Genomic DNA, 24,875 nt, shown 5'->3' with positions numbered 1-24,875 from the left:
CCCCATGCCCTATCTCATATTCTGCTTTTTCTCAGCTTTGGGATCGCGGGTGGCGACAGCTGCGAGTTCTGCATCCAATAAGGTGCGTCCAGTGGCGGCGAGATAAACGTCATCGAGGCTGGGGCGAGATTGGGCGATGCCAAATATGGGCAAGCCCGCAGTATTCAGCGCTTGCTGTATGTTAATCAGAACATCATTCTGAGGTGTCACTACCAAGTTAAGCGAATTACCTTGAGCGCTGTTGATGATCACTTCTTGGACAAATGGCAAAGGTTTCAGGAGGTTTTTAGCTTTTTCAGCTTCCTCAATGGGGGAAAACTCGCGGATTCGCAAGGTGATGCGATCGCCCCCTACTTGATCTTTCAATTGCGAAGGTGTACCACTTGCAATCACTACGCCGCGATCTATAATTGCCACGCGATCGGCTAAAGCGTCAATTTCTTCTAAGTAATGGCTGGTAATTACTACCGTCGTCCCAGAGGCGCGTAATTTTCTCAGAAAATCCCATACCACAAAACGAGTTTCTATGTCAAGCCCGACAGTTGGCTCATCCAACACCAAAACATCCGGTGCATGGAGCAATCCAGCAGCCAAGTCTAGGCGCTTGCGTAAACCGCCTGAGTATGTTCCTGTCTTTTTATTGGCGTATTCTTGTAAACCAAGTAAATCTAAGACTGTCTCAATGCGCTGTTTAGCTAATGCGCCTGGGAGGTGATAAAGTGCTGCTTGCAATTGCAGCAGTTCTTTTCCAGTCAGCACCTTATCTATAGCAACTTCCTGAGCTACGTAGCCTAGTCGTTGTCTTGCCAGTCTCGGATTATCTAACACAGAGATGCCAGATACTTCGATTTTGCCAGCATCCGGTGTGGTCAGCGTACACAAAGCACGCAAGGTAGTAGTTTTCCCAGCACCGTTGGGCCCAAGTAAACCAAAAATTTCTCCTGGTTCTACCTGAAAGGAAACATCTTGGACGGCAACCACTGTACCGTAACGTTTTTGCAGATTTTGAATTAAAACGGCGGGAGCCATGACAGCTGATCCCCAACTATACAAATCTCAATAAAGTCTATCTTTATTGTAGAAGGTAGAGAGCAAGGAAATAGCGCATGAGCGAAAATCTGTAAACAAATTCGCGTCATCCGCTATGCTGCCAAAAATTTTTAATTATTTTAAACAAGTTGCTTGATTGCGTTTGTAGCCAAACAAACCAAATACTACAGCAACTAATCCTAAACCTGGAAGATTTGCAGGCTCTGGAACTTGAGTATGGGTAGGAGGCTTAGGTGGAGTGTAGTACTTGGTTGGGACATTTGGCAGATCGCCATTAAATAGATAGTTGTGAGACTCGCCATTTCCTGTCAAAGAAGCTACCACCACGTTGCCATTAACTTGACCGTTATTGAAATTGAAATTAGCCAAAGGCGCAAAAATACTACCTTGGATGCCAATCCCAGTGGCAGTTATGTTTGTCGCTTCATAGAAGTTGTAGATCACCTTTTGTTTATCTGTGCCAAGGATATTGAACCCAAAGTTTTGCAGCGACACATCCTTACCGCTGATATTCACAACAATAGTCGAATTTGCATCCCCCTTAATTTCAAAATAGTTTGTCTTGGAGACAGATGAGCCTGCAAGATTAAAAACATTGAAAGCAGTACCACTGCCACTAAGGTTAATAGCACCCCAAGGTTGAACTGTTGTGTTACCAGTAGGAGTTAAGGTTGCCAAATATTGAGATAGCCCTCGCAGTTCTTTCCCTGCTTCATTGAAGTCGATGGGATTACCCTTACTGAGAGTTCCTTGTGGAAATCCCACATTGCTGGACACATTGGCGCTGCCTCCATAGACAGCATTACCGTGGTAGACTTGACCGTTGCTTAGAGGATGTCTGAGAAGTATCAAATATTTCTTGATCCCCCCTAACCCCCCTTAAAAAAGGGGGGAATAAGAGTCTTAAAGTCCCCCAATTTATCGGGGGATTTAGGGGGATCTCCAAGGGTTAGGTGTATACCAAAAAACTTTTCAGACATCCTCTTAGAGTTAAGTTTTGTCCAGCTACTACTACATTGCCGGTATTACCAGAAAGTCTGCTTCCAAGTCCGCCGACAAAATTTATGTTACCGCCAGCAGCAACTTTTCCTTCAATATCTGTATATTTTTGAGAGATATCTCCCAAAACAAATACATTGTAATCAGAGGCAGCGCCTAACTCAACTGCATTCGCTCTTGCGGAGAAACCCAGCGCCAGAGTGACTACAATCGGAACGGCTACTCGTCCCCAAATATAATAGGTTTTTGATTTCATCTTCTGATTTATAAATCATCAACATGATCCTATGGATATAAATCAAAGATGGCATTAGTCAGATAGCTATTTTCATTGAATTTTCATACTGGTATAACTACTGTATATTTTTCCCTAAATCATCCGAAAAGCCGCACATTTACGATTGACTTCATCAATTAAAATTTTATAAAGAATAATTCAGTAGTTATAACGTTATTTCACAACTTTCAAAGTTTTGAGACTCATATCATTGCAACCGCTGATAAATCCCCCCATAGCCTGGATTTGTTGTAGGTATTCAAGGACAGATTTGGTGATGACTTCTCCCGGCATTAACACAGGAATTCCTGGGGGATAGGGACAGACGATTTCAGTACAGATGCGTTTATTGGTTTGTGTCAAAGGTAGTATTTCACTGACAGCAAAAAAAGCTTCACGGGGAGAAAGTTGTAAAGCATAATCTAGTGTTCTATCCAGATTTTGCCAAACCTGGTTTTTAACAGTCAAGTTGCTTCGGCGATATTCTTTGGCTAGGGTGATGAAGCCTTGCACTAATTGTTCAATATCGGCTGGGGTGTTGCCCAAACTAATGATAAAGGTGAGATGTTGTAGTGAGGCGAATTCAGCAGTAACACCTAATTTTTCATCGAGAATTTCATCTGCCTCAAATCCGGTTAAACCTAAATCATAAACTGTGACAGTTAGTCGTGTTTTATCTAAAGCTATAAAGCCGGGAGATCCCCCCAACCCACCTAGAGAAGGAGATCCCCCCAACCCCCCTTGATAAGGGGGGCTAGGAATTTGTAAGACAGATAATCCAGGAATTTGACTGATTTTTGTTCTAGCTTCGTCAGCAAGTTGCAAAGTGCGAGACATCAGCTTTTTTCCGTGGAGTGCCATTTGTTGACGCGCTGCATCTAAAGAAGCTAAAAGTAAATAACTAGGACTGGTAGACTGTAGGAGTTGCAAAGCTTTACTGATGCGATCGCAATCTATCCTATTACCTTGGATGTGCAGCATTGATGCTTGTGTCATCGCACCGAGTACTTTATGGATGGATTGTACAGTTAAATCGGCACCTGCGGCTAAACCTGGAGTGGGTAATTCAGGATGAAAGCCAAAGTGTGCGCCGTGTGCCTCATCTACAAGTAGAGGGATATTATATTGATGGGTGATGTTGGCGATCGCACTCAAATCTCCACAAACACCGTAGTATGTTGGATAAACTACCAACACTGCTTTCGCATCGGGATGCTGTTGGAGTGCAGATTTTACAGCATTAGGCGTAATGCTGTGGGCAATATCTAAAACTGGGTCATATTCAGGATTGAGAAAAATTGGTATTGCACCGGAGAGAATTAAACCTGCGATCGCAGAAGAATGCACATTTCGAGGCAGAATGATTTTATCGCCTGTACCACAGGTAGCGAGAATTGCCGCTTCAATCCCACAGGTAGAACCATTCACAAGGAACCATGTTTGCGAAGCGCCATAAGCCTCAGCCGCAAGTTGTTGTGCTTCTTGAATAACGCCTTGGGGTGCAAAGAGATGATCTAAATCTGCTAATTCGGTTAAATCAGCGCGAAAGACGGCTTTGCCAAGTAAATCAGCCAAGGGTTGAGAAATTCCCTCACCTAGTTTATGTCCTGGGGTGTAAAAAGGCGCATGAGGTCTTGCTGCATTAGCTTTTAAGGCATCTAATAAAGGTGTTTGGTTTTGATTGAGCATTTTGGATAAACGAACCGTTAATGATCAAATTTGAAGTCTGTTAGGGCATATTCATAGACGATGAAATTACCCAACGGCGAGCAAGCAGAGATTTCTACGCAAGAGCTTCATAGGTTATTGTCTAAACCCAGAAGATCCGAGTGGGAAACATAAAGCCAGAGTTTTCGGATCAATTCTAGGAATCACACTAGAAAACGCCGATGTTTTGCGTGAACTTATTCAAACAGCAGCAGTTGCGGGTGAAGTTGTTCAACAAAGTACTACACAATTTGGTCAACAGTTTAAGGTAGATTGGATAGTACCTGATACAGAGGGAATCAGGCTGCGGACAATCTGGGAAACTACCACTAATAAACCCTATCCACGTTTGATTACTGCATTTTTGAAGTTAAATGAACAAAATTAAACTTTTGGATACTATTGCTACACTTAAGCCGATTCCCATTGAGAGGTTACAACTAGTGGAAGAAGATTATACGTCTATCAAAAGCTTACCCAGTGGACAAGTTGGAACAATTGTAGAAGTCTATGAGCAAGAAGAATATCATTATTTAGTCGAGTTTGCTGATACTCAAGGCTGTGAATATGCAATGGCGACTTTGAGAGCGGACGAAATTTTAGTTTTACATTATGATTTGGCAATCGCCTAAATTTTTACACAGAATGCTTATGCTTGCGTTAAAATCCTTAAGTCCTGTGTAGCTGACTAGATGAGACCTTATCATCAAATTCCAATTTTCGAGTGTGGTGAACCCCTAGTGGCGATTCCTTTAGAATTGTTTGCGGTGGAATCTCCCCATCCTTATGAAAAACTAGGTGCTACTTATGGCGATCGTTCCCCTTATTATCTTCGTCAAAGCGTTATCGAAAATTTGCTCCAAGCTCAAAATTATCTTGATGTTCTGCATCCTAAGTGGCTGATCCAAATTTTTGATGCTTATCGCCCGATCGCAGTCCAGCAGTTTATGGTAGATTACAGTTTCGCCCAAGCAGTGCAGGATAGGAGACTGATTGAGGTGGAGTTATCACCAAACCAACGCCAAGAGATTTGGCAAGCGGTTTATGCAATTTGGGCTGTACCGAGTTTGGATGAAAAAACTCCCCCTCCTCACAGTACTGGTGGGGCGGTAGATGTAACGCTAGTAGATGATGTAGGGCAAATAATGAATATGGGTTCGCCGATTGATGAAATGTCAGAGCGATCGCATCCCGATTATTATGCCAATAGCGATCGCCCACAAGCGCAAAAGTATCATGCTCACCGTCAGTTATTGCGAGAAGTAATGTTAAAAGCTGGCTTTCAACGCAATCCTAGAGAGTGGTGGCATTTTTCTGTTGGCGATCAAATGTGGGCTTGGCTGAATAATCAATCTAATCCAGCCAATCCGGTAACAGCACGTTATGGGCGTCTTCCATAGATGCGTTATGCATCTTGAGGATTTAACTCTCTTAACTCGTCGGTGGTGTAAGTACCAATGGGAGTCCAAACTAGATAGGGAAGGAGTAACAGCGTCGCCATTAGAGAAATCGGTAAAACGCAGATTGCCAGGACAACGGCTAAAATCAAACCGATTATTCCCAGAATTTCCCCAATTTTGAGACTGCGAAATCTCAACATTAGAGGTATGTAGGCGACGGTGATAATTTCTACCACGAGATACAAAGCCATTAATAGCCAAGTAATTAGACTTCCGGGATTTTTTTGCCAGACAACAGTAGCTGAAGCTGCACCACCAATAAAAATCACAGTCCAGATGAACGGAATCAGCGGTTCAAAAACTAGCCAGCGAGGGCGACTTAACCGTGCAAACCATTTAACATCACGCGGCGTAATTAAGAAACTCCCAAGGGCGATGCAGAAAGTTACAGCCCCAATTATTATCCAAGATGGAATCATAATGCACTCAAGCTTTGTGTATTTTTTCAATTCGTATACTGCAAGTGTGACAATTTAGGCTAGATGTTTAATCATTCTCTGGTGCGAATCTTAGGCATCTAGAGGATTGAGACTGATCATCTTCCAAGTGGTATAAGTACCAATGGGACTCCAGAGCAAATAAGGAACTAGTAATAGTGCTGCCCAACCAGAAAAACCTAAGACTGCAAGTATCAATAAAGCACTAATGATCAAACCTGTGCCACCGAGAATGGTGCCCACTTTCAGACTGCGAAGCTTAAACATTACAGGCGTATAGGCAATGGTAACAATTTCTAATAGCAGATATAAACCCATGATTAACCAGGTTGAGGTGCTTCCTGGGTCTTTTTCCCAGACAATATAAGCTGACCAAGCACCGCAAATAAATATTACAGTCCAAATAATGGGAATTGCGCCCTCAAAAGTTAGCCATCTCGGTCGTTGTAAACGCTTGAACCATTGGCGATCGCTAGGCGTAATCACGTTCGCGGCTAAAGCAACCAAGAAAGCCACGCCCCCAATCACCATCCAAGATTTAATCATGCCCGTTAGTCCTTTACAAGCGCTATCTATCGCTTAATATCACTCTTTATAGTGTGATTTTGTCAATTTTATTGCTAATTACTCATCATCCCTGAGTTTGAAACCTTCACATCGTTTGGCTGGATTTTCAATTATGGGCATTGGGTATGGGGCATTGCTACCGTTTTGGAGGCGTTGGTGCAGCCCGCCTTCGGCATCGCTTTATGCAACAACTCTATTTCTACCAAGTAAAAGTGCTATGCCTAGGTTGGGCTGCACCTACGCATCCCAAATGCAGTTTCCATAAGAAGATGTCGTATTATGCTTCTATAGTTAAGGTATTTGCCAGAAAGCTAACTTTGAATAGGGTAATTATGGAACAGCAAACTTTTGAAGGAACATGGGAGGAGATTCTCCTGCGTGCTTCTGAACTGACTGGACGACGAGTAAAATTAATAATCCTAACTAATGAAACTTCAAGTGACGCATCTACAGATAGCTTAGACAAGTTGTTGCAAGGAAGAGTAGGGCAAGTGAATTTCCAGCCATCAAACTTGTCTGAACGTACAAAGGAAGCTTTTGCAGATATTTTGTCAGCTAAGTATGACCCTTCAAGGTTGAACCAGTGACGCTCTGCGATGCTTCTGCCCTGATTGCTTTAATTAACCAAAGCGATGCCAATCACCAACGTTGTGTTGATATATTACCTCAGCTATTAGCCCCTTTACTAACAACTTGGTCTTGTTTTACAGAAGCCATGTATTTGTTAGGTCGCTATGGTGGATGGTCTGCACAGCAAGAGCTATGGGGCTATGTTGCCGATCAGATTCTTTTGTTGCACCCCAATAATGTAGAAGAACAAGAAAGAATGCGATCGCTAATGGAGCAATATCGAGATATCCCAATGGATTTGGCAGATGCTTCATTGGTAGCCACTGCTGAAACCTTAAATCAGAGACGAATTTTTACTCTTGATCGAGATTTCCACATCTATCGATTTCGTGGTAATCAGTCTTTTGAAGTTTTACCTTGAGGGATAAATCAGTAGAAAATAGCGATCGCAGTTTACTAGAAAGAGTATCCAAAGTGGAAACCAGAGAATAGGGCTGACAACTATCTTATCCACCCCAGTGTTTCTATTATGAGGTACTGGCGTGTTATCTACAGTCGTTGACTATGTAATCCAAAATTATTATCTATTCTTTGTGATGATGAAACCGAATTCCTAAAAAGATGTCATAAACAAACTCAAGAAAGTCCTTTTTCTGCAACAATCCTGAAGTTTGATAACATCCTTTTGCATCTAGCAGAGGCTTCATCACATAGTACGCAGGTTGGTAATTATACCAGGTAATCGAAGGCCACAAATGATGAATTAAGTGGTAATTCTGTCCCATAATTAGAACATTGAGAATCGGGTTTGGATATACACGAGCATTTTTCCAGCGATCGCGCTCCCCAAAAGGACGATGGGGCAAATAGTCAAAAAATAATCCTAATGCTATCCCCACCACAAAAGCCGGTATAAACCAAAAATTGAGAATGTAACCCAAAAAGTTGTACTGCACTGAGATATAAACAATTACACCGACAATTAAGCGGCTGATGAACCATTCCAGTAGCTCATATTTACGCCACAGTTGTCGTTGAAAGAAAAACACCTCGTGGTACAAAAACCGTACTGCAATCAGCCACAGCGGCCCACCCGTAGAGACATAATGATCTGGGTCGTCTTTAGGATGGTTAACATGGGCATGATGCTGTAAATGCACCCGCGTAAATACTGGAAAAGCAAAAGCTAGCATCAACGCACTGCCATGCCCTAACATCGCATTCATCACCCGGTTACGATGAGCAGATTGGTGACAGGCATCATGAATTACCGTTCCAGCACAATGTAAGGCAATCGTGTTAACGCTAAAGCATAGCCAGTGCGGCCATTCCCAAAGCCAGTAACCAAAGTTGGATAACACCAGCATTGCCACAGCTACAGAAAACAGCACCAGCGTCGGATTGAAATCACCAGGAGGCGCTAAAAATTCCTTGGGTGGGATTGTCAGTGGCTTTTGTGCCTCCGATGCGATCATCTCTAACATTGACTCCTTCTTGAGCAGACATTACGAATATACGATAAATATTAGTGAATAATAAAGTTTTGCAAAGTTTTGTATAGCAATATTTATCTACAGCTTTGCATATCAGCAGATGAATAACGCTATGATTCCAGACGAAGCCTAGTCTTTACTGATTAAGTGGGGTATGACAATCGGCAAAAAGTTTATGGAATAAACTCCTTCGTGGGGAGGATGGATACAAGATTGATGTACTATATCTAGTCTATCCCACAGCCCCACTCTCCCATAAACTCTCTCTAACTGCTTATATCTTATTGATATAGCAGTGACTGAAAAGGAGATGCCACTTAAGTTACGATGACTTCCCAGATAGCTCCCTAACTTCAGCCCCTATGCAATTAAGAGATTCTCTGCGCCGGACAAAAATTGTCGCTACTATTGGCCCCGCCACTAGCAGTCCTGAAATGCTGAAGGCGATTATTGAAGCGGGAGCCACGACGCTGCGGCTAAACTTCTCCCACGGAACTCATGCCGACCATCAGCGTAGTATTCGCTTAATTCGGCAAACCGCTTTTGAACTAAATCAGCCAGTGGCTATTCTCCAAGACTTGCAGGGCCCAAAAATTCGCTTGGGGAAGTTTGACAACGGGTCTATAGTTTTGGCAAAAGGCGATCGCTTCACCTTGACAAATCGTCCAGTTGTAGGTAGCCAAGAAATTAGCTGTGTCACTTATGATTATTTAGCTGAAGAAGTCCCAGTTGGGGCAAAAATCCTTCTTGATGATGGACGAGTAGAAATGCTGGTGGAGGAGATTAATCGGGACAAAGGTGATTTGCATTGTCGGATTACCGTGCCTGGTAAACTTTCTAACAATAAAGGTGTAAACTTTCCCGGCGTTTACCTGTCAATTAAGGCAATGACCGACAAAGACCGGGAGGATCTAATGTTTGGTCTAGATCAGGGTGTCGATTGGGTGGCGCTTTCCTTTGTCCGCAATCCCCAGGACATGATCGAAATTAAAGAACTAATTTCTAGTACAGGCAAGCAAGTGCCAGTGGTGGCCAAAATTGAAAAGCACGAGGCCATTGAACAAATGGAGGCGATTCTGGCTTTGTGTGATGGCGTGATGGTTGCCAGAGGCGACTTAGGGGTGGAATTACCAGCAGAAGATGTTCCGGTACTGCAAAAGCGGCTAATTGCTACAGCAAATCGCTTGGGAATTCCCATCATCACCGCTACTCAGATGTTAGACAGCATGGTGAGCAATCCCCGTCCCACTCGCGCTGAAGTATCGGATGTGGCAAATGCGATTTTAGACGGCACGGACGCGGTGATGCTCTCCAACGAAACCGCTGTGGGTAGCTTCCCTGTAGAAGCAGTGGCGACGATGGCGCGAATTGCCGAACGTATGGAGCAGGAAGAAGTCCAACACTTAAACTTACGTTCTTCCAGAGATGCCCGACGCTCCATTCCCAATGCGATTAGTCAAGCTGTCGGTCAAATTGCCGAACAACTAGGCGCAGCGGCAATCATGACCCTAACCCAAACGGGGGCAACAGCTCGCAATGTCTCTAAATTCCGTCCCAATACACCAATTTTGGCAGTCACACCCCATGTAAATGTGGCACGGCAGCTACAGATGGTGTGGGGAGTCAAACCGCTGTTGGTGCTAGGATTACCTTCCACTGGTCAGACATTTCAGGCTGCGATTAACGTAGCTCAGGAACTTAAGTTACTGTCCCAGGGAGATTTAGTAGTGATGACAGCTGGTACACTCCAGGGGATTTCTGGCTCCACAGATTTGATTAAGGTAGAGGTGGTGACGGCAGTACTAGGTCAGGGAATTGGACTAGGACAAGGTTCAGTGAGTGGTCGCGCACGGGTGGCTAATACTGGTATGGATGTGAGTAACTTTAATCCTGGAGATATATTGGTTGCACCCCGCACTAGTGCCGATTTTGTTGAGGCAATTCGGAAAGCTGCCGGGATTATTACTGAAGAAGAAAGTCTCACAAGTCACGCGGCAGTAATTGGCTTACGTCTAGGTGTGCCAGTAATTGTCGGCGTGAAGCAGGCAACGCAGGTGATTCGAGATGGGGCGATTATAACGCTGGATCTGCAACGGGGTTTAATTTACTCTGGGGCGGTGAGAACGGCTTAGGAGTGGGGATTGTGGGGCCCCCTCTGGGGATAAGGGGTAATGGGGACTGGGGACAGAGGAGCAGGAAGGGAAATAACCAATACCCCATACCCCATACTCCTTTATCAAACAGTTGCGATCGCAGCCCCAAGCCATCCAGCAAAGTTTTGCTGCTGTGTGAAGTTAGGATGCTCAACAGGTTTTACCTGATACCGAGTGGGATGTGGAGATGTGAGGATGATGGAATAGGTACGCAGTTCGTCTTGGTGGAAAACTGCGACTTGGATGGTATCGTTTGGTTGATAATCTTTCAGGCGATCGCTTAAGCCACCAGCTGTAACCTTAATCCCATCAATTGCTAACAACTCATCACCTGCATCAATTCCCCCGACTTGTGCAGGTGAAGCAGTCTCCACAAACTTAACGATCTCCCGCCCATTCTCTGTATTTATTCTCACACCCAGGTAAGGCTCTTCCTGCTGTTCAGCTACCAACTGCAAGCCAAAAGGTTCTAAATACTGATTGAAAGGCAAATCATCAGTAGTATCAATGTAGCGTTTAAAGAAATCAGTCAAATCGATTCCGGCAACCGATTCTATAACTTCCTGCAACTGTTCTGGGGTATAGCCAATTTCGGCTTGCCCAAATTGCTGCCACATTTTCAGCATCACGTCATCGAGCGATCGCTGATTGTCGTGAGTAGAGCGAATCAGCAAATCCAGCAATAACGATACCATTTCTCCTTTTAAATAGTAGGAAATTTGGGAATTACTGCTATTGGCATCCGGGCGATAGAGCTTTATCCAGGCATCAAAACTCGACTCAGAAACGGGTTGTACCTTGCGCCCTGGTGTCATTTCATATCTGGTAATTTCCTTACCCAAGTTATTCAAATACGAATTAACATCATAAATTCCCGCCCGCAAAGGAATTAACAAGTCGTAGTAACTAGTAGTGCCCTCACAAAACCATAATGATGGTGTGTAATTTTCTTGGTCGTAATCAAAAACCTCTAATGCTTTTGGGCGAATTCGCTTGACATTCCACAAGTGAAAGAACTCGTGTGCAACTAATTGGATAAAGCGATCGTACTTTTCTTGAGCGCGAAACCCAAAACGCTGGTAAATTAACGAGCAAGAATTTTTATGCTCCAAACCGCCAAAAGCTTGGCTAAATAAATGTAGCAGAAACACATATCGTTTGTATGGCAAACCGCCGAACATCTGCGCTTCTACCTGGATAATTTTTTGGATATCAGCAATCAGCTGCTGAACTTGGTAATTACCTTGCCCCCAGATTGCCAATTCATGGGGTTTTCCTAATACCTCAAATTTATACAAGTTGTGGCTACCAATCTCAAACGGAGTATCCACAAGAGTATCAAAATCGCCAGCTAAGAAAGTATTCGTTTCTTTACCAACGGGCGGTAGGGCAGTAGTTACCTGCCATTCTGGGCGTGGTGGTACGATGGTAACGCCAATGGGTTGGTTCTCCCAGCCCGGTATTCTAAAAAATAGTGCCGCACCGTTAAAATAACCGTGGGTAGTATCTAAGTGATTTGTTCGTACCGATAGTTCATTCGCAAAAATGCGGTAACGTACAGTTAATTCTGAAATACCTATTTTGTCTATCTGCCAGTGATTTTTACTGATCTTCCGCCAAGGTAAAGGCTTATCCTCTGCAAAAGCCTCAAAATCCTGTAAATTCTTGGCGTATTCCCGGACTAAATAAGAACCGGGTGTCCACACCGGCAATTTTAAATCGAGAATCGGTGAGGGATAATCGACAAGGCGTAAAGTCACCTCAAACAGATGGCTTTCTGGTTGGGACATTGCCACCAGGTAATGAATCGTTGGCCCAGTTTCCTCGACGTAGATATTGGGACGAGTTGCTGTTGCTTCAGTCATCTTGTTTGCTGAGGTAATTGTTAATGGGCTACGCCCCGCTGCTTTCGCGGAGCGTTTCGTAGAGAAGACAGTAATTCGTAGTTAAGACCCCACGGATAAATCCGCTTGCTCTCAAATAAAGATTACACTTTATTTATTTTCCATAACTAAAGTTATAGTACATAAATGCTACACGTAATTTGAGTATTTCAGCGATGTTTAGCAGGCTGCGATGTCTACGACGGGCTAGGCCAACGCACCAAAAATCCGCATTAGTGAGGCCAAGTCATAAGATAAGTGGGATGGCGCAGATTCTCCGATGGGAAAACCCCATTTTGAAAATCTAGTTTTCAGGTAGAACCTATAAATGCTCAAATATAATACCCGTATCCTTACACCGTAGCTCTGGGGATAAGGGGTAATGGGGAAATCTCAATGCCCCATCCCCATTAATTATGATTAGCTTTCCAGTTTGCCAAATCAGCTAAAGAGCGATCGCGGTAACGTCCATAACGCTCTGGTTTACTTTTGATTTTCACTCCTAAATCGGGAAAAATCCCAAAGTTGGGTGGCATTGGTTGGAAATGCTTCGGCGAAGCGGAACTAATAAATTCTAATAACGCACCCATCATTGTTGTTGGTGGTAAAACCAAAGCTTCTTTACCCAAAGCTAACCTTGCTGCATTAATTCCCGCCAAGCAACCACCCGCAGCCGCTGCGGTATAACCTTCAGTACCAATCAATTGTCCAGCGGCTAATAATGTCGGACGCTCTTTAAATTGCAAGGTAGGATGCATTAACTGGGGACCATTAATAAAAGTGTTGCGGTGCATCACTCCCAGCCTCACAAACTCTGCCTTTTCCAAACTTGGAATTAACTGAAATATGCGCTTTTGCTCACCCCAACGCAGATTAGTTTGAAATCCTACCATATTCCACAGTTGACCGGCTTTATCTTCTTGTCGCAACTGCACTACAGCATAAGGACGTTCCCCTGTGCGAGTATCTGACAATCCCACTGGCTTTAGGGGGCCGTAGCGCATGGTATCTTCCCCCCGGTGTGCTAGTTCTTCTATGGGTAAGCAAGCTTCAAAAAATTTCGCTGTTTCCCGTTCAAAACCCTTGAGTTCTATTTGTTCAGCTTGACAAAGTTCTGCTCGAAACTGCAAGTACTGCTCTTTATTCATTGGGCAGTTGAGATAAGCGGCTTCACCTTTGTCATAACGTGATGCCATAAAAGCAATGTCACGATTAATCGATTCTCCCACGATAATCGGACTAGCTGCATCAAAAAAGCTCAGGTATTCCATCCCGGTAAAGCGCTGCAAATCTTGGGCTAAGTCTAGACTAGTTAAAGGCCCGGTTGCTAAAACCACAATCCCTTCAGGAATTGCAGACACTTCACCCCGACGGAATTCAACTAAAGGATGACTCGCTAAAGTTTGAGTTAAATCTTGCCCAAATTGTCCCCTGTCTACAGCTAGCGCCCCACCCGCAGGTACGGCGTGTTCATCAGCTTTAGAAATGACGATAGAACCGAGTTGGCGTAACTCTTCGTGCAATAATCCCGCCGCGCGATCGCTTGCCATTGCCCCAAAGGAATTACTACACACTAATTCTGCTAAATGTTCTGTATGATGAGCCGGACTAAATCGCTTTGGACGCATTTCATGCAGAATTACTGGCACTCCAGCTTGGGCTATTTGCCAAGCGGCTTCTGTCCCAGCTAGTCCACCTCCAATTACTTGTATCGGTTGTGTTTCCATAGTTAAATTTTTAATTCCCATATTATAAGTATCCATCAGCATCGGCGCTAGGACGCATCAACAAGTAGCGCATTGCTGAGTTTGAGTCTAAGTATTTCGTGATGGAACTTGGAGTATAACCCACCATCAACAGCAGCAATTACAAATTATCTGTGTCAATTCCCTTTTCTTTGAGTTTAACTAACAATTCTTGATAGCGATCGCGCTCTTTTTCTAATTCTTGTAAAGCCGCTTCTTTTTCTTGTGAAGCCGCTTCTAATTCTTGTAAAGCTGCTTCCTTTGCTTGACGTTCCCGTTCTGCACGTTGGCGTTCTTGTTCTCGTAACTGGTCAATTTCTCCGGGGCTTAAAAACTTTTGTCCGGTGGGAGAAACAATTTCTAGAGTATCTGGTGTCAATGTAAAACGAATTCCCAAACGCGGACTAACCCAGCCATTCATCTCTTCGATAACTTCAAAACTATCCTCAGAACGGAGCAAGCCATTTAAATCATTTTTATCTGGATCATAAATATAATATTCTTCCACGCCGTAACGCTGGTAAAACTGCAATTTTTTGGCCATTTCTTTGAGGGTGTTACCTGGCGATAGTATTTCAAACACTACCTGTGGAGGAATATTCTCTTCATTCCACTGTAAATAGGAACCTCGTTTTCCTTTTGGCCTGCCAAAGACTACCATCGTATCGGGCGCTTGTTTAATATTAGGGTTTCCCTTAACTGGATACCAAAACAAATCTCCGGCGATAAATACATCAGCTGACAATGCAAATAAGATTTCTAAATTTTCTTTAATTTTGACAATCCATGCAAATTGTTCTGTATTATCCGCCATTGGCTGTCCGTCGCTTTCTGGGTAGATGACTTCGATGGTGGTTTCTGGTGTGACTTGTTGTACCATTGCTGCACCTCCAAGTATGGGGTTTTACTGATATTTCTAGTTTAGATAAGGTTGGATGCGATCGCTTTTCTGCATTTTATCGCTGCGATCGCGTTTAGTGGACTTGTGCAACATCTAAATCTAAAGCCTGTACAATCTCTTCTAGAGTTAAACCCAGTGCTAAAAGCTTAAGTACAACTTCTAATTTTGCTTTTTGTTCACCTTCTTCTCTAACTTCTTGATCAACTCGCGTTTGCTTCAATTCATTGAGGCTAAACATGGCTTCTATGTTTAATTGACATTTCTCAAACGCTAACAATGCTGATGAGCTTTTGATTATTTTGGTCTTCGATTAATACTCTCATTTTGTCACTAAAACTTTGATGTCCTTGGAAAAACCAAATCAAAGTATGAGTATCTAATAGCACCTGCATTACATATAATCCGGGAATTCTTCTAATGGCTCATCAAAGTCATCTGATATTGTAATCAAATCTTTAGCACTACCAAATAAAGGAGAGCGTTTTTTTTCTAGAATCACCGGAGTCAGCTTAACCATTGGCTGCTGATATTTGGTAATAATAATTTCCTCGCCATTGATTGCGGCTGCAATTAATTCATCTAAATTTTGTGATGCTGCCTCAATCGTAATGTGTTGCATGACTATCACCATTTAATTAATTATTTTACAGCAGTTTTCACGAGTCCATGCTTGGGAGTGTGTTCAACTTTGGCAATAGACAATCAACCCAACAAATTAACAAGCACAAGCTTGTGTGAAAGAAAAGCGATCGCTATCCCCAAAAAAAACTTAACATTAATCTTAGAAGTGTTAATTTTTCATCATACAAGCTCATGGGTTACTACATCGCTCCCCGCTTTTTGGACAAACTTGCTGTCCACATCACCAAAAATTTTCTGAAGCTTCCTGGTGTGCGAGTTCCTGTGATTCTGGGTATTCATGGACGCAAAGGAGAAGGTAAAACGTTCCAATGTCAATTAGTCTTCGAGAAAATGGGTATCGAGGTGACTCACGTATCTGGCGGCGAATTGGAAAGTCCAGATGCCGGAGATCCAGCGCGGTTGATTCGGTTGCGCTATCGGGAAACAGCAGAACTGATCAAAGTACGCGGCAAAATGTGTGTACTGATGATTAACGATTTAGATGCAGGTGCTGGACGCTTTGATGAAGGCACTCAATATACTGTAAATACACAGTTGGTAAATGCCACACTGATGAATATTGCTGATAATCCCACAGATGTGCAGTTGCCGGGAAGCTATGATTCCACACCTTTACATCGTGTACCGATTATTGTCACAGGTAATGATTTTTCTACCCTCTATGCACCGTTAATCCGGGATGGACGGATGGAGAAATTCTACTGGGAACCAGACAGAGACGACAAAGTGGGAATTGTCAAGGGGATTTTTGAACCAGATGGATTGTCACAGAAGGAAATTGAACAGCTAGTTGATACTTTTGTCAATCAGTCTATTGACTTTTTTAGCGCTTTGCGATCGCGCATTTATGACGAACAAATCCGCAACTACATCCATAAAGTAGGTTTTGAGCAGATATCCTTGAGTGTGGTTAACAGCGTTGAAGGGCCACCAGAATTTAAAAAGCCAGATTTCAGGCTGTCTCACTTAATCGAGTCTGGTAACTTCCTGGTTGGTGAACAAAAACGGGTGGAAAGTTCCCATTTGGTTGATGATTACAACCGACTAAATCGAGGTAGAAATTCTCAATCTGCACCACCTGCTGCTGTCACACCAATTAGTCAGCCGCCAAATGGCGCAACCCAAGAAGTAAAAACTAATAAATTCCAAAAACAGCAAACATCAAGTCCACATTTGACTCTAGAGACACAAGAACAGATTCGGCAATTATTGTCTCAAGGTTACAAAATTAGTATTGAACACGTAGATGAACGCCGTTTCCGCACAGGTTCTTGGCAAACTTGTGTTAATAGCCACATTGATGCCGAGTCTGATGCCATCTCAAATTTGGAATCAACCTTGACAGAATATAGCGGTGAGTATGTGCGCTTAGTAGGTATTGATCCCAAAGCCAAGCGGCGGGTGGTGGAGACAATTATTCAGCGTCCAAATGGTCAAAATTAGGGGTAGATACAGCAGAATTCGGGAGTTAGGAATCAGAAGTTAAATCGACGCTTAGAAACCGCATCTACAGTAAACAAATTGTAGGTTGGGTGGAGGCTTTGCGTAACCCAACATCCTGATAATCAGTTGGGTTACGCAAAGCCTCCACCCAACCTACGTCTAATGCACTATTTTGCGTAGACAGTCCACTACGTGCATTTCAAAAATCAAATACTAGTCCTATATCATGTCCGCTTAATAACTTACGATAGTCGTTGCGAGTGCAACGAAGTGTTCGCAATGACAACTAATCAGCCGGACATGATATCAGAAGTTAAATCGACGCTTAGAAACCGCATCTACAGAGACAAAACCCGCCTGAGCGGGTTTAAAAAAGCTTAATTTTTTATTAGCCCACGTTTGCGTAGCGTTGCGTAGGGAAGGAAAGGAAAGATCGGTTTGTGTAGCCGCGAATTCTATTCGCCAGAGCTTTTGTTAACCCTTAAACAACTGGAAAAAATCTGCTTCCTCAATTTGGTTGAATTTTTCTCTTTTAACTACAAGTATTTGCTGAAGCCGAGTTCACTGTTCTTAAATCGCCTGTAAATATGGCTGTGTATTGATAAGGTGATGAACCAGAGCAACTCATGGAATTTGTATTAGCGCGACGGGGAGTCCACCATGATTTTGCTTGCACAGTCAAATTTGCACCATTCCATGATAAGTTGTTGACAACTAAAGAGTTAGTTTGTCCATTATCCGCCTTTTTAGCAGATAAAAACGTGGCATAAGAAACCTCGCCATTGGCTGGATTAATCCGGGCGATAACTGCGACTTTTGGCCCACCTCCGCTACCATAGCTAGACAACCAACGCCCACTAGCAAAGCGGCGAAAATCATTACCTGTCTGACTGCCAGTAGAAGAGTAAACGCCATATAAAACGTCACTTCCATTCCAATACAATCCGTAACCTGTACCATCGTCATTTGTTGTTTCGTAATCAGTACGACACCATGTTTTTATCCCATTAGTGAAGCGGATAGTTACAGGGTTTTTGTTATTTGAGAGTTGCTGATAACCAATGTAAACACTTGTTGTTCCATTAACAACTTTGGGGCCGTTTTTACCTTTAATTGTCGCTTCACTATCATTGCAACTGAATGTCACAGCATTACCGATAGATGAATTTATGGTTTCGGCTAAAACTGGCAGAGTTTTTTGTGTGAGTACTAAATCAGCTATTAAGATTACAGGCAAAGAAAAGCCCGCAAAATACTTTTGTAATTTGCCAGAATAAATCATGGTATGAACTTGCCGAGACATGGAACGGGAAACACCGTACCACTATAAACTCTAATCAGTATTTAGACAAGTAAAATTGTTTAAATCTCCATTTGGCAAGCTTTTCAACATTATAAAAAACGAAACAAGACTAAAAAAGGCACAATCTAATATCCATAAGAATGCATGATATTAGCTGTATATAATTGTTGCTTATCAAAGAGGATCAGCAAATAAAAGAAATTGCAATAGCCTACGGTGAAGCGTAGGCTATTACAGCAGTCACAAAAATAATTTGAATGAAGAATGTAGCCTTTGTTCATTCTCCACATCCCTTGCAATCAGGCTTCTTGCTATCTGCCTCCGGCTTTTAGGCGTGCTGTATTAAGCAGTTTTAGGATTTTGATCTGATACTTCTCCTGCACCAGCTTTCAAGCGGCTCAATCTGCTTTTGCGAACACGTTCACTATCACGAACCCCACCCGCCATTTCATATTCGCTGCTATCTTTACCATATTTAAAAGCAACCCCTCTTACCATCTTATCTGTAAGATTACTTAAGGTTTTTTCCATCACATCAATTTTAGTTTTGGAAGAATCAATTAAAGTTAAAGCAGTGTTATAAGCATCAAGCATAGTTCGTAACAGCTCAATTGATTGACTCAAGTTCTGCAAATCGCAATTCTCACCAAAATTCATCTTTGAATCAATCGCCTTGAGTCCAGCGGATCTCAATTCCGCTTTTTCGAGAACACGGGATGTACGTTTTCTCCGAGACATAAATATATTCCTTAGAGAGGCTTATAAAGCTACTTTGCCTTACTAAAGCTGTTTTCTGGTTCAGTAAAATTAGTGAATAATTAGATTTGTTAAAACAATACAAACAAATCTGAGTAATTTCTCTTGATTTTTAGTTTATACCTGTTTTTCTTTACCATTGCTTTAATGTTGATGAGGAATATTGCAAGGTTGATGAGGAATATTGCAATGTTGATGAGGAACGTTGCAATGTTGATCAGAAATATTCCAATGTTGATGAGGAACGTTGCAAGGTTTATGAAGAACGTTGCAAGGTTGATGAGGAATATTCCAATCTTGATGAGGAATGTTGCAATCTTGATGAGGAATGTTGCAATCTTGACGATGAGAATAAAGGCTTGTAGCGGTTCCCATTTAGATGCGGTACAAGATTGGCAGTGCCCATTGGTTTTAGAGAAAAAGGATTTTGAAAAACTCAGGCAATCCGAAAAATTATTTGCTAGAAAGTTTGATACAAGTAAAGACTCTGATATATTAAATATGATAGATAAAATGATACTGAGCAAATAGTAACTTACTATATAGCGGTTCTCGGCGCAAGTGATGTACAAGAACCCCACCCCCAAACCCCCTCCCCGCAAGCAGGGAGGGGGCTAAGATGTAACTAATATGATTAGGAAACGCTCTCAGCATTGGAGTAAATAATAACATGATTGGGATTGCGATCGCAGGTACTGGATTTGGCCAAAAAGTCCATATCCCTGGATTCCAAGCACATCCTCAAACTGAGGTAGTTGCTGTTTATCACCGAGATATCAAGAAAGCTAAAGCCATAGCAGAATCTCATAATATCCCCCACGCTTACGATTCACTTACAGATATTGTGGCATTACCAGAAGTGCAAGCAGTTAGCATCTCGACGCCGCCCTTTTTGCACTATGAAATGGCCAAAACTGTACTGCAAGCTGGGAAACATTTATTACTAGAAAAACCGACAACTTTAAATGCAGTTGAAGCTAAAGAACTTTATCAGTTAGCTAAAGCAAAAAGCGTTATTGCAACTGTAGATTTTGAATTTCGCTTTGTACCAGGATGGCAGTTATTTGCAGAATTATTGTCAGAAGACTATGTGGGTGAGTTACGCTTAATTAAAATTGATTGGTTGGGTTCTTCTCGTGCTGATACTTCACGCCCTTGGAATTGGTATTCTGACAAAGATAAAGGAGGGGGTGCATTAGGATCTTTGGGTTCCCACGCCTTCGATTACATTCATTGGTTATTCGGGCCAGTTCGCCGATTAAGCGCCCATTTAACCACTGCTATTCCCACACGAGTTGACCCTATTAGTGGGGAATCCAAGCCGGTGAATACAGATGACAACTGTATATTAACCCTGGAATTAGCGAATGGTACACCTTGCCAACTTTCTATCAGTGCGGTTGTTCATGCAGCGAGAACCCATTGGGTAGAAGTATATGGCGATCGCGGTACATTAATTGTGGGCAGTGAAAATCAAAAAGATTATATACATGGTTTTCGTGTTTGGGGTTCCCAGCCAGGTAAACCTCTAACGGAAATAGAAATACCAAATCGGTTAATTTTTCCCAACAATTATGCTGATGGGCGCATTTCGGCATTTATCCGCGTAGTAGATCAATGGGTGCAAGGAATTGACTACAATCAGGAAATTACACCATCACTACGAGAAGGAATTTATTCTCAGTTGTTGATGGATTTATCTCATGAATCGCATCAAAAATCAAGTTGGGTAGACGTACCTAGTTTGGAAGAATTTCTGAGTAACTAGAAAGGAAATGAGCAAAACTCCCCGCATTCGTATCCCACCGGAAGTAAAAAAATATGTTTTTCAACGTGACCAATACCAATGCCGAAGTTGCGGTAAAACTACTGTAGAAACTAACCTCACCATTGACCATATCATTCCCCTCGCCCGTGGCGGTCAAAACGATATCAGCAATCTCCAAACTCTTTGTTTAACCTGCAATCAGCAGAAAACAGACAACATTGATCCACGTTTCCGGCGATATTTTCAGCTTTAGGTTACGATGGTATCGGCTATTAGTTTCTCTTCATTTCTATGTCTCAAAATCACAATAGCAATTCCCGAAAATTCTTCAACATTAAAACTACGATTTTCTACCTCTTGACTTTCATAGCTGTTTTAGTAGTAGCCTTTCCCTGGTTATATGAGATTAAAACTAAAGCAGGGATCGATATATCACCTGGACGCCACACGGGAACATTTTTTGAAAAACATACCGGTGGACTCTTCAAGTGTGAGTGGCTTTATCCCTACCATTGCAAGCGCTCCCAGTTGAAGTAAAGAAATGTTACAGCATAATTCAGAATTCAAGAGTCAGAATGGGCTTTATTACCCGGACTTGAAACGAATCCTTGTCTTGTGTACTTCACTTTCCTTGAAATCTACTATAAAAAGAAAAGGGGATAATTATCCCCTTTTCTCTGTGTGAAATTTTTAACCTAACCAATGCACCACTGTATAGCGCTTAGATGATGTCTGAAAAGTTTTTTTGTATATATAGCGTTTACTGATCACATGAGGTAGATCATAGTCCCCTCATCGCTTGCGGGGAGGGGGTTGGGGGTGGGGTTCTTGTACCTCACTTAAGCGAGAACCGCTATATCTAACCCTTGGAGATCCCCCTAAATCCCCCTTAAAAAGGGGGACTTTAAGACTCTTATTCCCCCCTTTTTTAAGGGGAGCCAGCGCGGTCTTGGGGTCTCCCCAAGTGGAGCGACTGGCGTGGGTTAGGGGGGATCAAGAAATATTTGATACTTCTCAGACATCCTCTGACATCTATCCCAACTGATTTGAGATCGAACTGACATCAACGGCTAACTTTTTGCCTAACTTAAGCAACTGAAGACACTGATTATCTCCTTCATTACCAAGGCTAGTGATACACACTGGTGCTATCTGACTTTGCAGACAACTAAAATATAGTTCTTGCGATCGCTGTAGGGAAATGTCAATATTTAGTTGATCCCCGACATCAATCAATCGCTCCAATAATTGCATATCTGCATTAAAACTACCATTGGCATCGTGCAATAATTGCCAGAGCGATCGCGCAATCAATTGTTCTAACATCTGCTTACCATCGGGAATATTCAGCCGACAATGCAGATGTTTCGCTTCAGTAGCGATCGCCTCTAATTCTAATAGGTGATTCCAACTCTTTTGGGGATCGGCAATATCTTGCTCAAGCGATCGCAATGTCATCAAACAGCGATGCCCTAAAGCAATATCTGCTGCCACCTGCAATTCTTGCGGTACTGCTATTTCATCGCGATGAAACGCCATCAGCACGCCATAATTATCACGGTAAGCTTGGGTATATAATTGTCCTAAACGTGTCAGCGTTTCCTCACTCAGCAGCCGCATAATCCGGTGGCGTTCTTCAGCAAATAGATTTTGCAAGCTGAAAGCTTCTTCTCCAAATAGCTGTGTCATCACCAAAATAGTATGAGCCGCACTAGCTTGTTGCAGTGCCCCAAACAGCTTTTCTTTTAATTGGCTGTAGTCACGCCGCCCAGTAAATTGTTGAATGCAGCAGTGGAAATCCCAGCCTCCCAAATGCAGAACAGCAAATACCAAATGCTCACTTTCCCAAGTAATCTCTGATACTAGCTTTAAATTTCCCACAGCCAGACTTAGCGATCCCATCCGTTGCAGTTGGTAATCTAGCTCATTGGCTGCGTAGCAATAAACCCGCTTATGGTAACGCCCAGACTGTTTGTCAACAGCATCTTTTCTCGGTAGGGAATTGTGCGTCTCTGCTGGTTTCTGAGTGGTAAATAGAGAAGTAATGGCGTAATGGGCTGCTACTTGCTTAAAGCCAAGTTGGGCAGTTAACACGAGTTGCCGATAAATTTCGCCACCATGTTTGAACTGATCCACATTACTGGGGGCCATACCAAGACGTTTGACAAAGCCTTTTTCCAACTGCACACCTGCTACATCCCCTGCCAATTCCAAAGCACGGGCGGCGTAGCGCAGAATTTGTGTCCCCTCTGGACGGGAAATTTCTTCAAAAAACCAACCGCAACTAGTGAACATTAACAAAGCGTGACGCTGCATTTCCAACAGGCGTAGGGCGTCTACTTGTTCGGCTGCGGTTAGTTTGTGAGTTTGATGACGAGAGAGAAAACGGTTGACATTGCTAGCAGAGCGATCGCGCATCACTTGGATATATTCATCTCGTGCTAGCCAGGGATCGCGAAATAACTGTCTACCATGTTCTGCATACACCTCAGTTAGCCGATCCCGCAGCCAATTTAGGGCATCCCGCAAAGGACGACGCCATTTCTGATGCCAAACACCCCCTTCCCCACCGCAACCACAGTCATCTTCCCATCTGCCGACACCGTGGGCGCAACTCCAGGCTGTGACTGACTTCAATTCCACTTCCCAATCGGGAGAATTTAAGCTCAGGTAGTGGGCGAAGTTCGTTACCGTCCAACCTTGTTGAGGAAACTCTTTGGTAAAGGCGTAGGCTAAAGTTTTCTCAGTTCCCTTTTTGTGGTGTCCGAAGGTTTCCCCATCCGTCGCCACAGAGATTAACTGTGCTGGACGATGATCCCCACGCACCGCCGAACCAATACGTCTGGCAAAGTGACTCGAATTATAAACGACATCACTAAAACCCATATCCCGCGATATCGGCCCATCGTAGAAGAAGATATCAATGTAGGGTTTGTCATTTGTTTCCTTTGACTCTTGAGTATCTTTCAAATAACAACGATAGGGACGGGTAGAATCAATCTGACTACCGCCGACTTCGATCCATTCTGAATGGTGATAATCTTCAGTGGGGAGGGGACGACAACGCAGCGCCTGAGACGGTGCAAGAACTATGAAGCGAATCCCCTCAGCAACAAGAGCTTCTAGGGTGGCGTAGTCTACAGCAGTTTCTGCTAGCCACATCCCTTCGGGATCGCGTCCAAAGCGGGAGCGGAAATCTTCTTTACCCCAGCGAATTTGGGTATATTTGTCGCGTTCATTCGCCAGAGGCATGATGATGTGATTGTATACTTGCGCGATCGCATTGCCGTGACCATGCAAGCGATCGCTACTCTTGGCATCTGCCTCTAAAATCCGCTGATAAACCTCCACATCGTAGCGTTCTAGCCACGACATCAGCGTTGGCCCAATATTAAAGCTGAAATACTCATAATTGTTGACGATCCTCACCACTTCCCCTTGGTCATTTAAGACTCTGGCAAAAGCGTTTGGACGATAGCATTCCCAATGAATCCGCTCATTCCAATCATGGAAAGGTGCAGCGCTCGGTTGGCGTTCAATTGCGTCCAGATAAGGGTTTTCCCTTGGTGGCTGGTAAAAATGACCATGCACCGTCACATAAACACCATTAGCCTTGCTCAGGGGATCGGTTTCTTTGGTGTTATTGGGATCTGAATGTAATGTTAACGTTGAGCCAGAGCTAGCTGGCATTTGGGCAGCAGAAGTCATGTATATTTATCCA

The 24,875-nt window shown here is 43.1% G+C and carries 25 protein-coding genes; 10 read left to right on the top strand and 15 right to left on the bottom strand.

Going from position 1 to position 24,875, the window contains the following annotated elements; translation table 11 throughout:
• Positions 1-9: 9 nt before the first annotated feature.
• The 4 genes from V7K62_RS15030 to V7K62_RS15015 form a co-directional block, all read right to left on the bottom strand.
• Positions 10-1,029: an ABC transporter ATP-binding protein gene (locus V7K62_RS15030; protein ID WP_334865221.1), complete on the bottom strand. Its 1,020-nt coding sequence runs from the start codon at positions 1,027-1,029 to the stop codon at positions 10-12.
• Between the two features lie 135 nt (positions 1,030-1,164).
• The gene (locus V7K62_RS15025) at positions 1,165-1,902 is read right to left on the bottom strand and encodes a choice-of-anchor A family protein (protein WP_334865220.1); all 738 of its coding nucleotides are present in this window, start codon (positions 1,900-1,902) and stop codon (positions 1,165-1,167) included.
• 97 nt (positions 1,903-1,999) lie between these two features.
• Positions 2,000-2,305 (bottom strand): collagen-binding domain-containing protein, encoded by a 306-nt coding sequence (locus V7K62_RS15020; protein ID WP_334865219.1) that lies wholly within the window; start codon positions 2,303-2,305, stop codon positions 2,000-2,002.
• Between the two features lie 195 nt (positions 2,306-2,500).
• Positions 2,501-4,015: an aminotransferase class I/II-fold pyridoxal phosphate-dependent enzyme gene (locus tag V7K62_RS15015; RefSeq protein WP_334865217.1), complete on the bottom strand. Its 1,515-nt coding sequence runs from the start codon at positions 4,013-4,015 to the stop codon at positions 2,501-2,503.
• 109 nt (positions 4,016-4,124) lie between these two features.
• Here V7K62_RS15015 and V7K62_RS15010 point away from each other — a divergent pair, with 109 nt between their 5' ends.
• From V7K62_RS15010 to V7K62_RS15000, 3 genes are read left to right on the top strand one after another with little or no spacing between them, the layout of a single operon-like run.
• Entirely contained in the window at positions 4,125-4,421 is a 297-nt protein-coding gene (locus V7K62_RS15010) for a DUF6883 domain-containing protein (RefSeq protein ID WP_334865264.1), read from the top strand.
• Positions 4,408-4,665, top strand: a complete 258-nt coding sequence (locus V7K62_RS15005; protein WP_334717067.1) for a DUF4926 domain-containing protein — start codon at positions 4,408-4,410, stop codon at positions 4,663-4,665. The genes V7K62_RS15010 and V7K62_RS15005 overlap by 14 nt, the downstream gene beginning before the upstream one ends.
• Before the next feature lie 60 nt (positions 4,666-4,725).
• Positions 4,726-5,433 carry a M15 family metallopeptidase gene (locus V7K62_RS15000; protein WP_334865215.1) on the top strand — a complete coding sequence of 236 codons (708 nt, stop codon included), beginning with the start codon at positions 4,726-4,728 and terminating at the stop codon, positions 5,431-5,433.
• A 5-nt stretch (positions 5,434-5,438) separates the two neighbouring features.
• On the opposite strand, the gene V7K62_RS14995 is transcribed toward V7K62_RS15000, so the two are convergent.
• Both V7K62_RS14995 and V7K62_RS14990 read right to left on the bottom strand, forming a co-directional pair.
• Positions 5,439-5,912: a TspO/MBR family protein gene (locus tag V7K62_RS14995; RefSeq protein ID WP_334865213.1), complete on the bottom strand. Its 474-nt coding sequence runs from the start codon at positions 5,910-5,912 to the stop codon at positions 5,439-5,441.
• 90 nt (positions 5,913-6,002) lie between these two features.
• Positions 6,003-6,476, bottom strand: a complete 474-nt coding sequence (locus tag V7K62_RS14990; RefSeq protein WP_334865211.1) for a TspO/MBR family protein — start codon at positions 6,474-6,476, stop codon at positions 6,003-6,005.
• A gap of 146 nt (positions 6,477-6,622) precedes the next feature.
• Here V7K62_RS14990 and V7K62_RS14985 point away from each other — a divergent pair, with 146 nt between their 5' ends.
• Both V7K62_RS14985 and V7K62_RS14980 read left to right on the top strand, forming a co-directional pair.
• Positions 6,623-7,084 (top strand): hypothetical protein, encoded by a 462-nt coding sequence (locus tag V7K62_RS14985; protein ID WP_334865209.1) that lies wholly within the window; start codon positions 6,623-6,625, stop codon positions 7,082-7,084.
• Complete coding sequence (locus tag V7K62_RS14980; protein WP_334865207.1) at positions 7,081-7,488, top strand: type II toxin-antitoxin system VapC family toxin; 408 nt, start codon at positions 7,081-7,083, stop codon at positions 7,486-7,488. Before V7K62_RS14985 ends, V7K62_RS14980 begins: the two co-directional genes overlap by 4 nt.
• A gap of 163 nt (positions 7,489-7,651) precedes the next feature.
• On the opposite strand, the gene crtR is transcribed toward V7K62_RS14980, so the two are convergent.
• Complete coding sequence (gene crtR, locus V7K62_RS14975; RefSeq protein WP_334865262.1) at positions 7,652-8,542, bottom strand: beta-carotene hydroxylase; 891 nt, start codon at positions 8,540-8,542, stop codon at positions 7,652-7,654.
• 380 nt (positions 8,543-8,922) lie between these two features.
• On the opposite strand from crtR, the gene pyk reads away from it, so the two are divergent.
• Complete coding sequence (pyk, locus tag V7K62_RS14970) at positions 8,923-10,692, top strand: pyruvate kinase (protein WP_334865205.1); 1,770 nt, start codon at positions 8,923-8,925, stop codon at positions 10,690-10,692.
• A 104-nt stretch (positions 10,693-10,796) separates the two neighbouring features.
• Here pyk and V7K62_RS14965 read toward each other — a convergent pair whose 3' ends face one another.
• The 5 genes from V7K62_RS14965 to V7K62_RS14945 form a co-directional block, all read right to left on the bottom strand.
• A complete protein-coding gene (locus V7K62_RS14965; RefSeq protein WP_334865203.1) occupies positions 10,797-12,578 on the bottom strand; it encodes a M61 family metallopeptidase in 1,782 nt (593 codons plus the stop codon).
• Between the two features lie 428 nt (positions 12,579-13,006).
• On the bottom strand, positions 13,007-14,323 hold the full coding sequence (gene trmFO, locus V7K62_RS14960; protein WP_334865201.1) for an FADH(2)-oxidizing methylenetetrahydrofolate--tRNA-(uracil(54)-C(5))-methyltransferase TrmFO: 1,317 nt from the start codon (positions 14,321-14,323) through the stop codon (positions 13,007-13,009).
• A gap of 139 nt (positions 14,324-14,462) precedes the next feature.
• A complete protein-coding gene (locus V7K62_RS14955) occupies positions 14,463-15,221 on the bottom strand; it encodes a Uma2 family endonuclease (RefSeq protein ID WP_334865199.1) in 759 nt (252 codons plus the stop codon).
• A 94-nt stretch (positions 15,222-15,315) separates the two neighbouring features.
• A complete protein-coding gene (locus V7K62_RS14950; protein WP_334865197.1) occupies positions 15,316-15,480 on the bottom strand; it encodes a hypothetical protein in 165 nt (54 codons plus the stop codon).
• Positions 15,481-15,633: 153 nt separating this feature from the next.
• Positions 15,634-15,861, bottom strand: a complete 228-nt coding sequence (locus V7K62_RS14945; RefSeq protein WP_334865195.1) for a type II toxin-antitoxin system Phd/YefM family antitoxin — start codon at positions 15,859-15,861, stop codon at positions 15,634-15,636.
• Positions 15,862-16,055: 194 nt separating this feature from the next.
• Here V7K62_RS14945 and V7K62_RS14940 point away from each other — a divergent pair, with 194 nt between their 5' ends.
• On the top strand, positions 16,056-17,327 hold the full coding sequence (locus V7K62_RS14940) for a ribulose bisphosphate carboxylase small subunit (RefSeq protein WP_334865193.1): 1,272 nt from the start codon (positions 16,056-16,058) through the stop codon (positions 17,325-17,327).
• Between the two features lie 532 nt (positions 17,328-17,859).
• Here the strand turns inward: V7K62_RS14940 and V7K62_RS14935 are convergent.
• Positions 17,860-18,630 carry a hypothetical protein gene (locus V7K62_RS14935; protein ID WP_334865191.1) on the bottom strand — a complete coding sequence of 257 codons (771 nt, stop codon included), beginning with the start codon at positions 18,628-18,630 and terminating at the stop codon, positions 17,860-17,862.
• 342 nt (positions 18,631-18,972) lie between these two features.
• Positions 18,973-19,368, bottom strand: coding sequence for a hypothetical protein (locus V7K62_RS14930; protein WP_334865189.1), 396 nt, complete (start codon positions 19,366-19,368; stop codon positions 18,973-18,975).
• A gap of 123 nt (positions 19,369-19,491) precedes the next feature.
• On the opposite strand from V7K62_RS14930, the gene V7K62_RS14925 reads away from it, so the two are divergent.
• From V7K62_RS14925 to V7K62_RS14915, 3 genes are all read left to right on the top strand, one after another.
• Positions 19,492-19,917: a hypothetical protein gene (locus V7K62_RS14925; protein ID WP_334865187.1), complete on the top strand. Its 426-nt coding sequence runs from the start codon at positions 19,492-19,494 to the stop codon at positions 19,915-19,917.
• Between the two features lie 139 nt (positions 19,918-20,056).
• The gene (locus V7K62_RS14920) at positions 20,057-21,154 is read left to right on the top strand and encodes a Gfo/Idh/MocA family protein (protein WP_334865186.1); all 1,098 of its coding nucleotides are present in this window, start codon (positions 20,057-20,059) and stop codon (positions 21,152-21,154) included.
• A gap of 7 nt (positions 21,155-21,161) precedes the next feature.
• On the top strand, positions 21,162-21,407 hold the full coding sequence (locus V7K62_RS14915; protein WP_334865184.1) for an HNH endonuclease: 246 nt from the start codon (positions 21,162-21,164) through the stop codon (positions 21,405-21,407).
• 779 nt (positions 21,408-22,186) lie between these two features.
• Here the strand turns inward: V7K62_RS14915 and V7K62_RS14905 are convergent.
• Positions 22,187-24,862 (bottom strand): DUF3536 domain-containing protein, encoded by a 2,676-nt coding sequence (locus V7K62_RS14905; protein WP_334865180.1) that lies wholly within the window; start codon positions 24,860-24,862, stop codon positions 22,187-22,189.
• Between the last annotated feature and the right edge of the window lie 13 nt (positions 24,863-24,875).

The organism is Nostoc sp., from assembly GCF_036917935.1.
Lineage (GTDB): Bacteria > Cyanobacteriota > Cyanobacteriia > Cyanobacteriales > Nostocaceae > Nostoc.
The sequence above is the reverse complement of the archived record's forward strand: the minus strand, read 5'-3'. Positions and strand labels throughout refer to the sequence as shown.

Bases quoted from the DNA above. Each gene is read 5' to 3' on its own strand.
- V7K62_RS15030 (WP_334865221.1), bottom strand. From the start codon at position 1,029: ATGGCTCCCGCCGTTTTAATTCAAAATCTGCAAAAACGTTACGGTACA.
- V7K62_RS15020 (WP_334865219.1), bottom strand. From the start codon at position 2,305: ATGAAATCAAAAACCTATTATATTTGGGGACGAGTAGCCGTTCCGATT.
- V7K62_RS15015 (WP_334865217.1), bottom strand. From the start codon at position 4,015: ATGCTCAATCAAAACCAAACACCTTTATTAGATGCCTTAAAAGCTAAT.
- V7K62_RS15005 (WP_334717067.1), top strand. From the start codon at position 4,408: ATGAACAAAATTAAACTTTTGGATACTATTGCTACACTTAAGCCGATT.
- V7K62_RS15000 (WP_334865215.1), top strand. From the start codon at position 4,726: ATGAGACCTTATCATCAAATTCCAATTTTCGAGTGTGGTGAACCCCTA.
- V7K62_RS14995 (WP_334865213.1), bottom strand. From the start codon at position 5,912: ATGATTCCATCTTGGATAATAATTGGGGCTGTAACTTTCTGCATCGCC.
- V7K62_RS14990 (WP_334865211.1), bottom strand. From the start codon at position 6,476: ATGATTAAATCTTGGATGGTGATTGGGGGCGTGGCTTTCTTGGTTGCT.
- V7K62_RS14985 (WP_334865209.1), top strand. From the start codon at position 6,623: ATGGGGCATTGCTACCGTTTTGGAGGCGTTGGTGCAGCCCGCCTTCGG.
- crtR (WP_334865262.1), bottom strand. From the start codon at position 8,542: ATGATCGCATCGGAGGCACAAAAGCCACTGACAATCCCACCCAAGGAA.
- pyk (WP_334865205.1), top strand. From the start codon at position 8,923: ATGCAATTAAGAGATTCTCTGCGCCGGACAAAAATTGTCGCTACTATT.
- V7K62_RS14965 (WP_334865203.1), bottom strand. From the start codon at position 12,578: ATGACTGAAGCAACAGCAACTCGTCCCAATATCTACGTCGAGGAAACT.
- trmFO (WP_334865201.1), bottom strand. From the start codon at position 14,323: ATGGAAACACAACCGATACAAGTAATTGGAGGTGGACTAGCTGGGACA.
- V7K62_RS14955 (WP_334865199.1), bottom strand. From the start codon at position 15,221: ATGGTACAACAAGTCACACCAGAAACCACCATCGAAGTCATCTACCCA.
- V7K62_RS14950 (WP_334865197.1), bottom strand. From the start codon at position 15,480: ATGTTTAGCCTCAATGAATTGAAGCAAACGCGAGTTGATCAAGAAGTT.
- V7K62_RS14945 (WP_334865195.1), bottom strand. From the start codon at position 15,861: ATGCAACACATTACGATTGAGGCAGCATCACAAAATTTAGATGAATTA.
- V7K62_RS14940 (WP_334865193.1), top strand. From the start codon at position 16,056: ATGGGTTACTACATCGCTCCCCGCTTTTTGGACAAACTTGCTGTCCAC.
- V7K62_RS14935 (WP_334865191.1), bottom strand. From the start codon at position 18,630: ATGTCTCGGCAAGTTCATACCATGATTTATTCTGGCAAATTACAAAAG.
- V7K62_RS14930 (WP_334865189.1), bottom strand. From the start codon at position 19,368: ATGTCTCGGAGAAAACGTACATCCCGTGTTCTCGAAAAAGCGGAATTG.
- V7K62_RS14920 (WP_334865186.1), top strand. From the start codon at position 20,057: ATGATTGGGATTGCGATCGCAGGTACTGGATTTGGCCAAAAAGTCCAT.
- V7K62_RS14915 (WP_334865184.1), top strand. From the start codon at position 21,162: ATGAGCAAAACTCCCCGCATTCGTATCCCACCGGAAGTAAAAAAATAT.
- V7K62_RS14905 (WP_334865180.1), bottom strand. From the start codon at position 24,862: ATGACTTCTGCTGCCCAAATGCCAGCTAGCTCTGGCTCAACGTTAACA.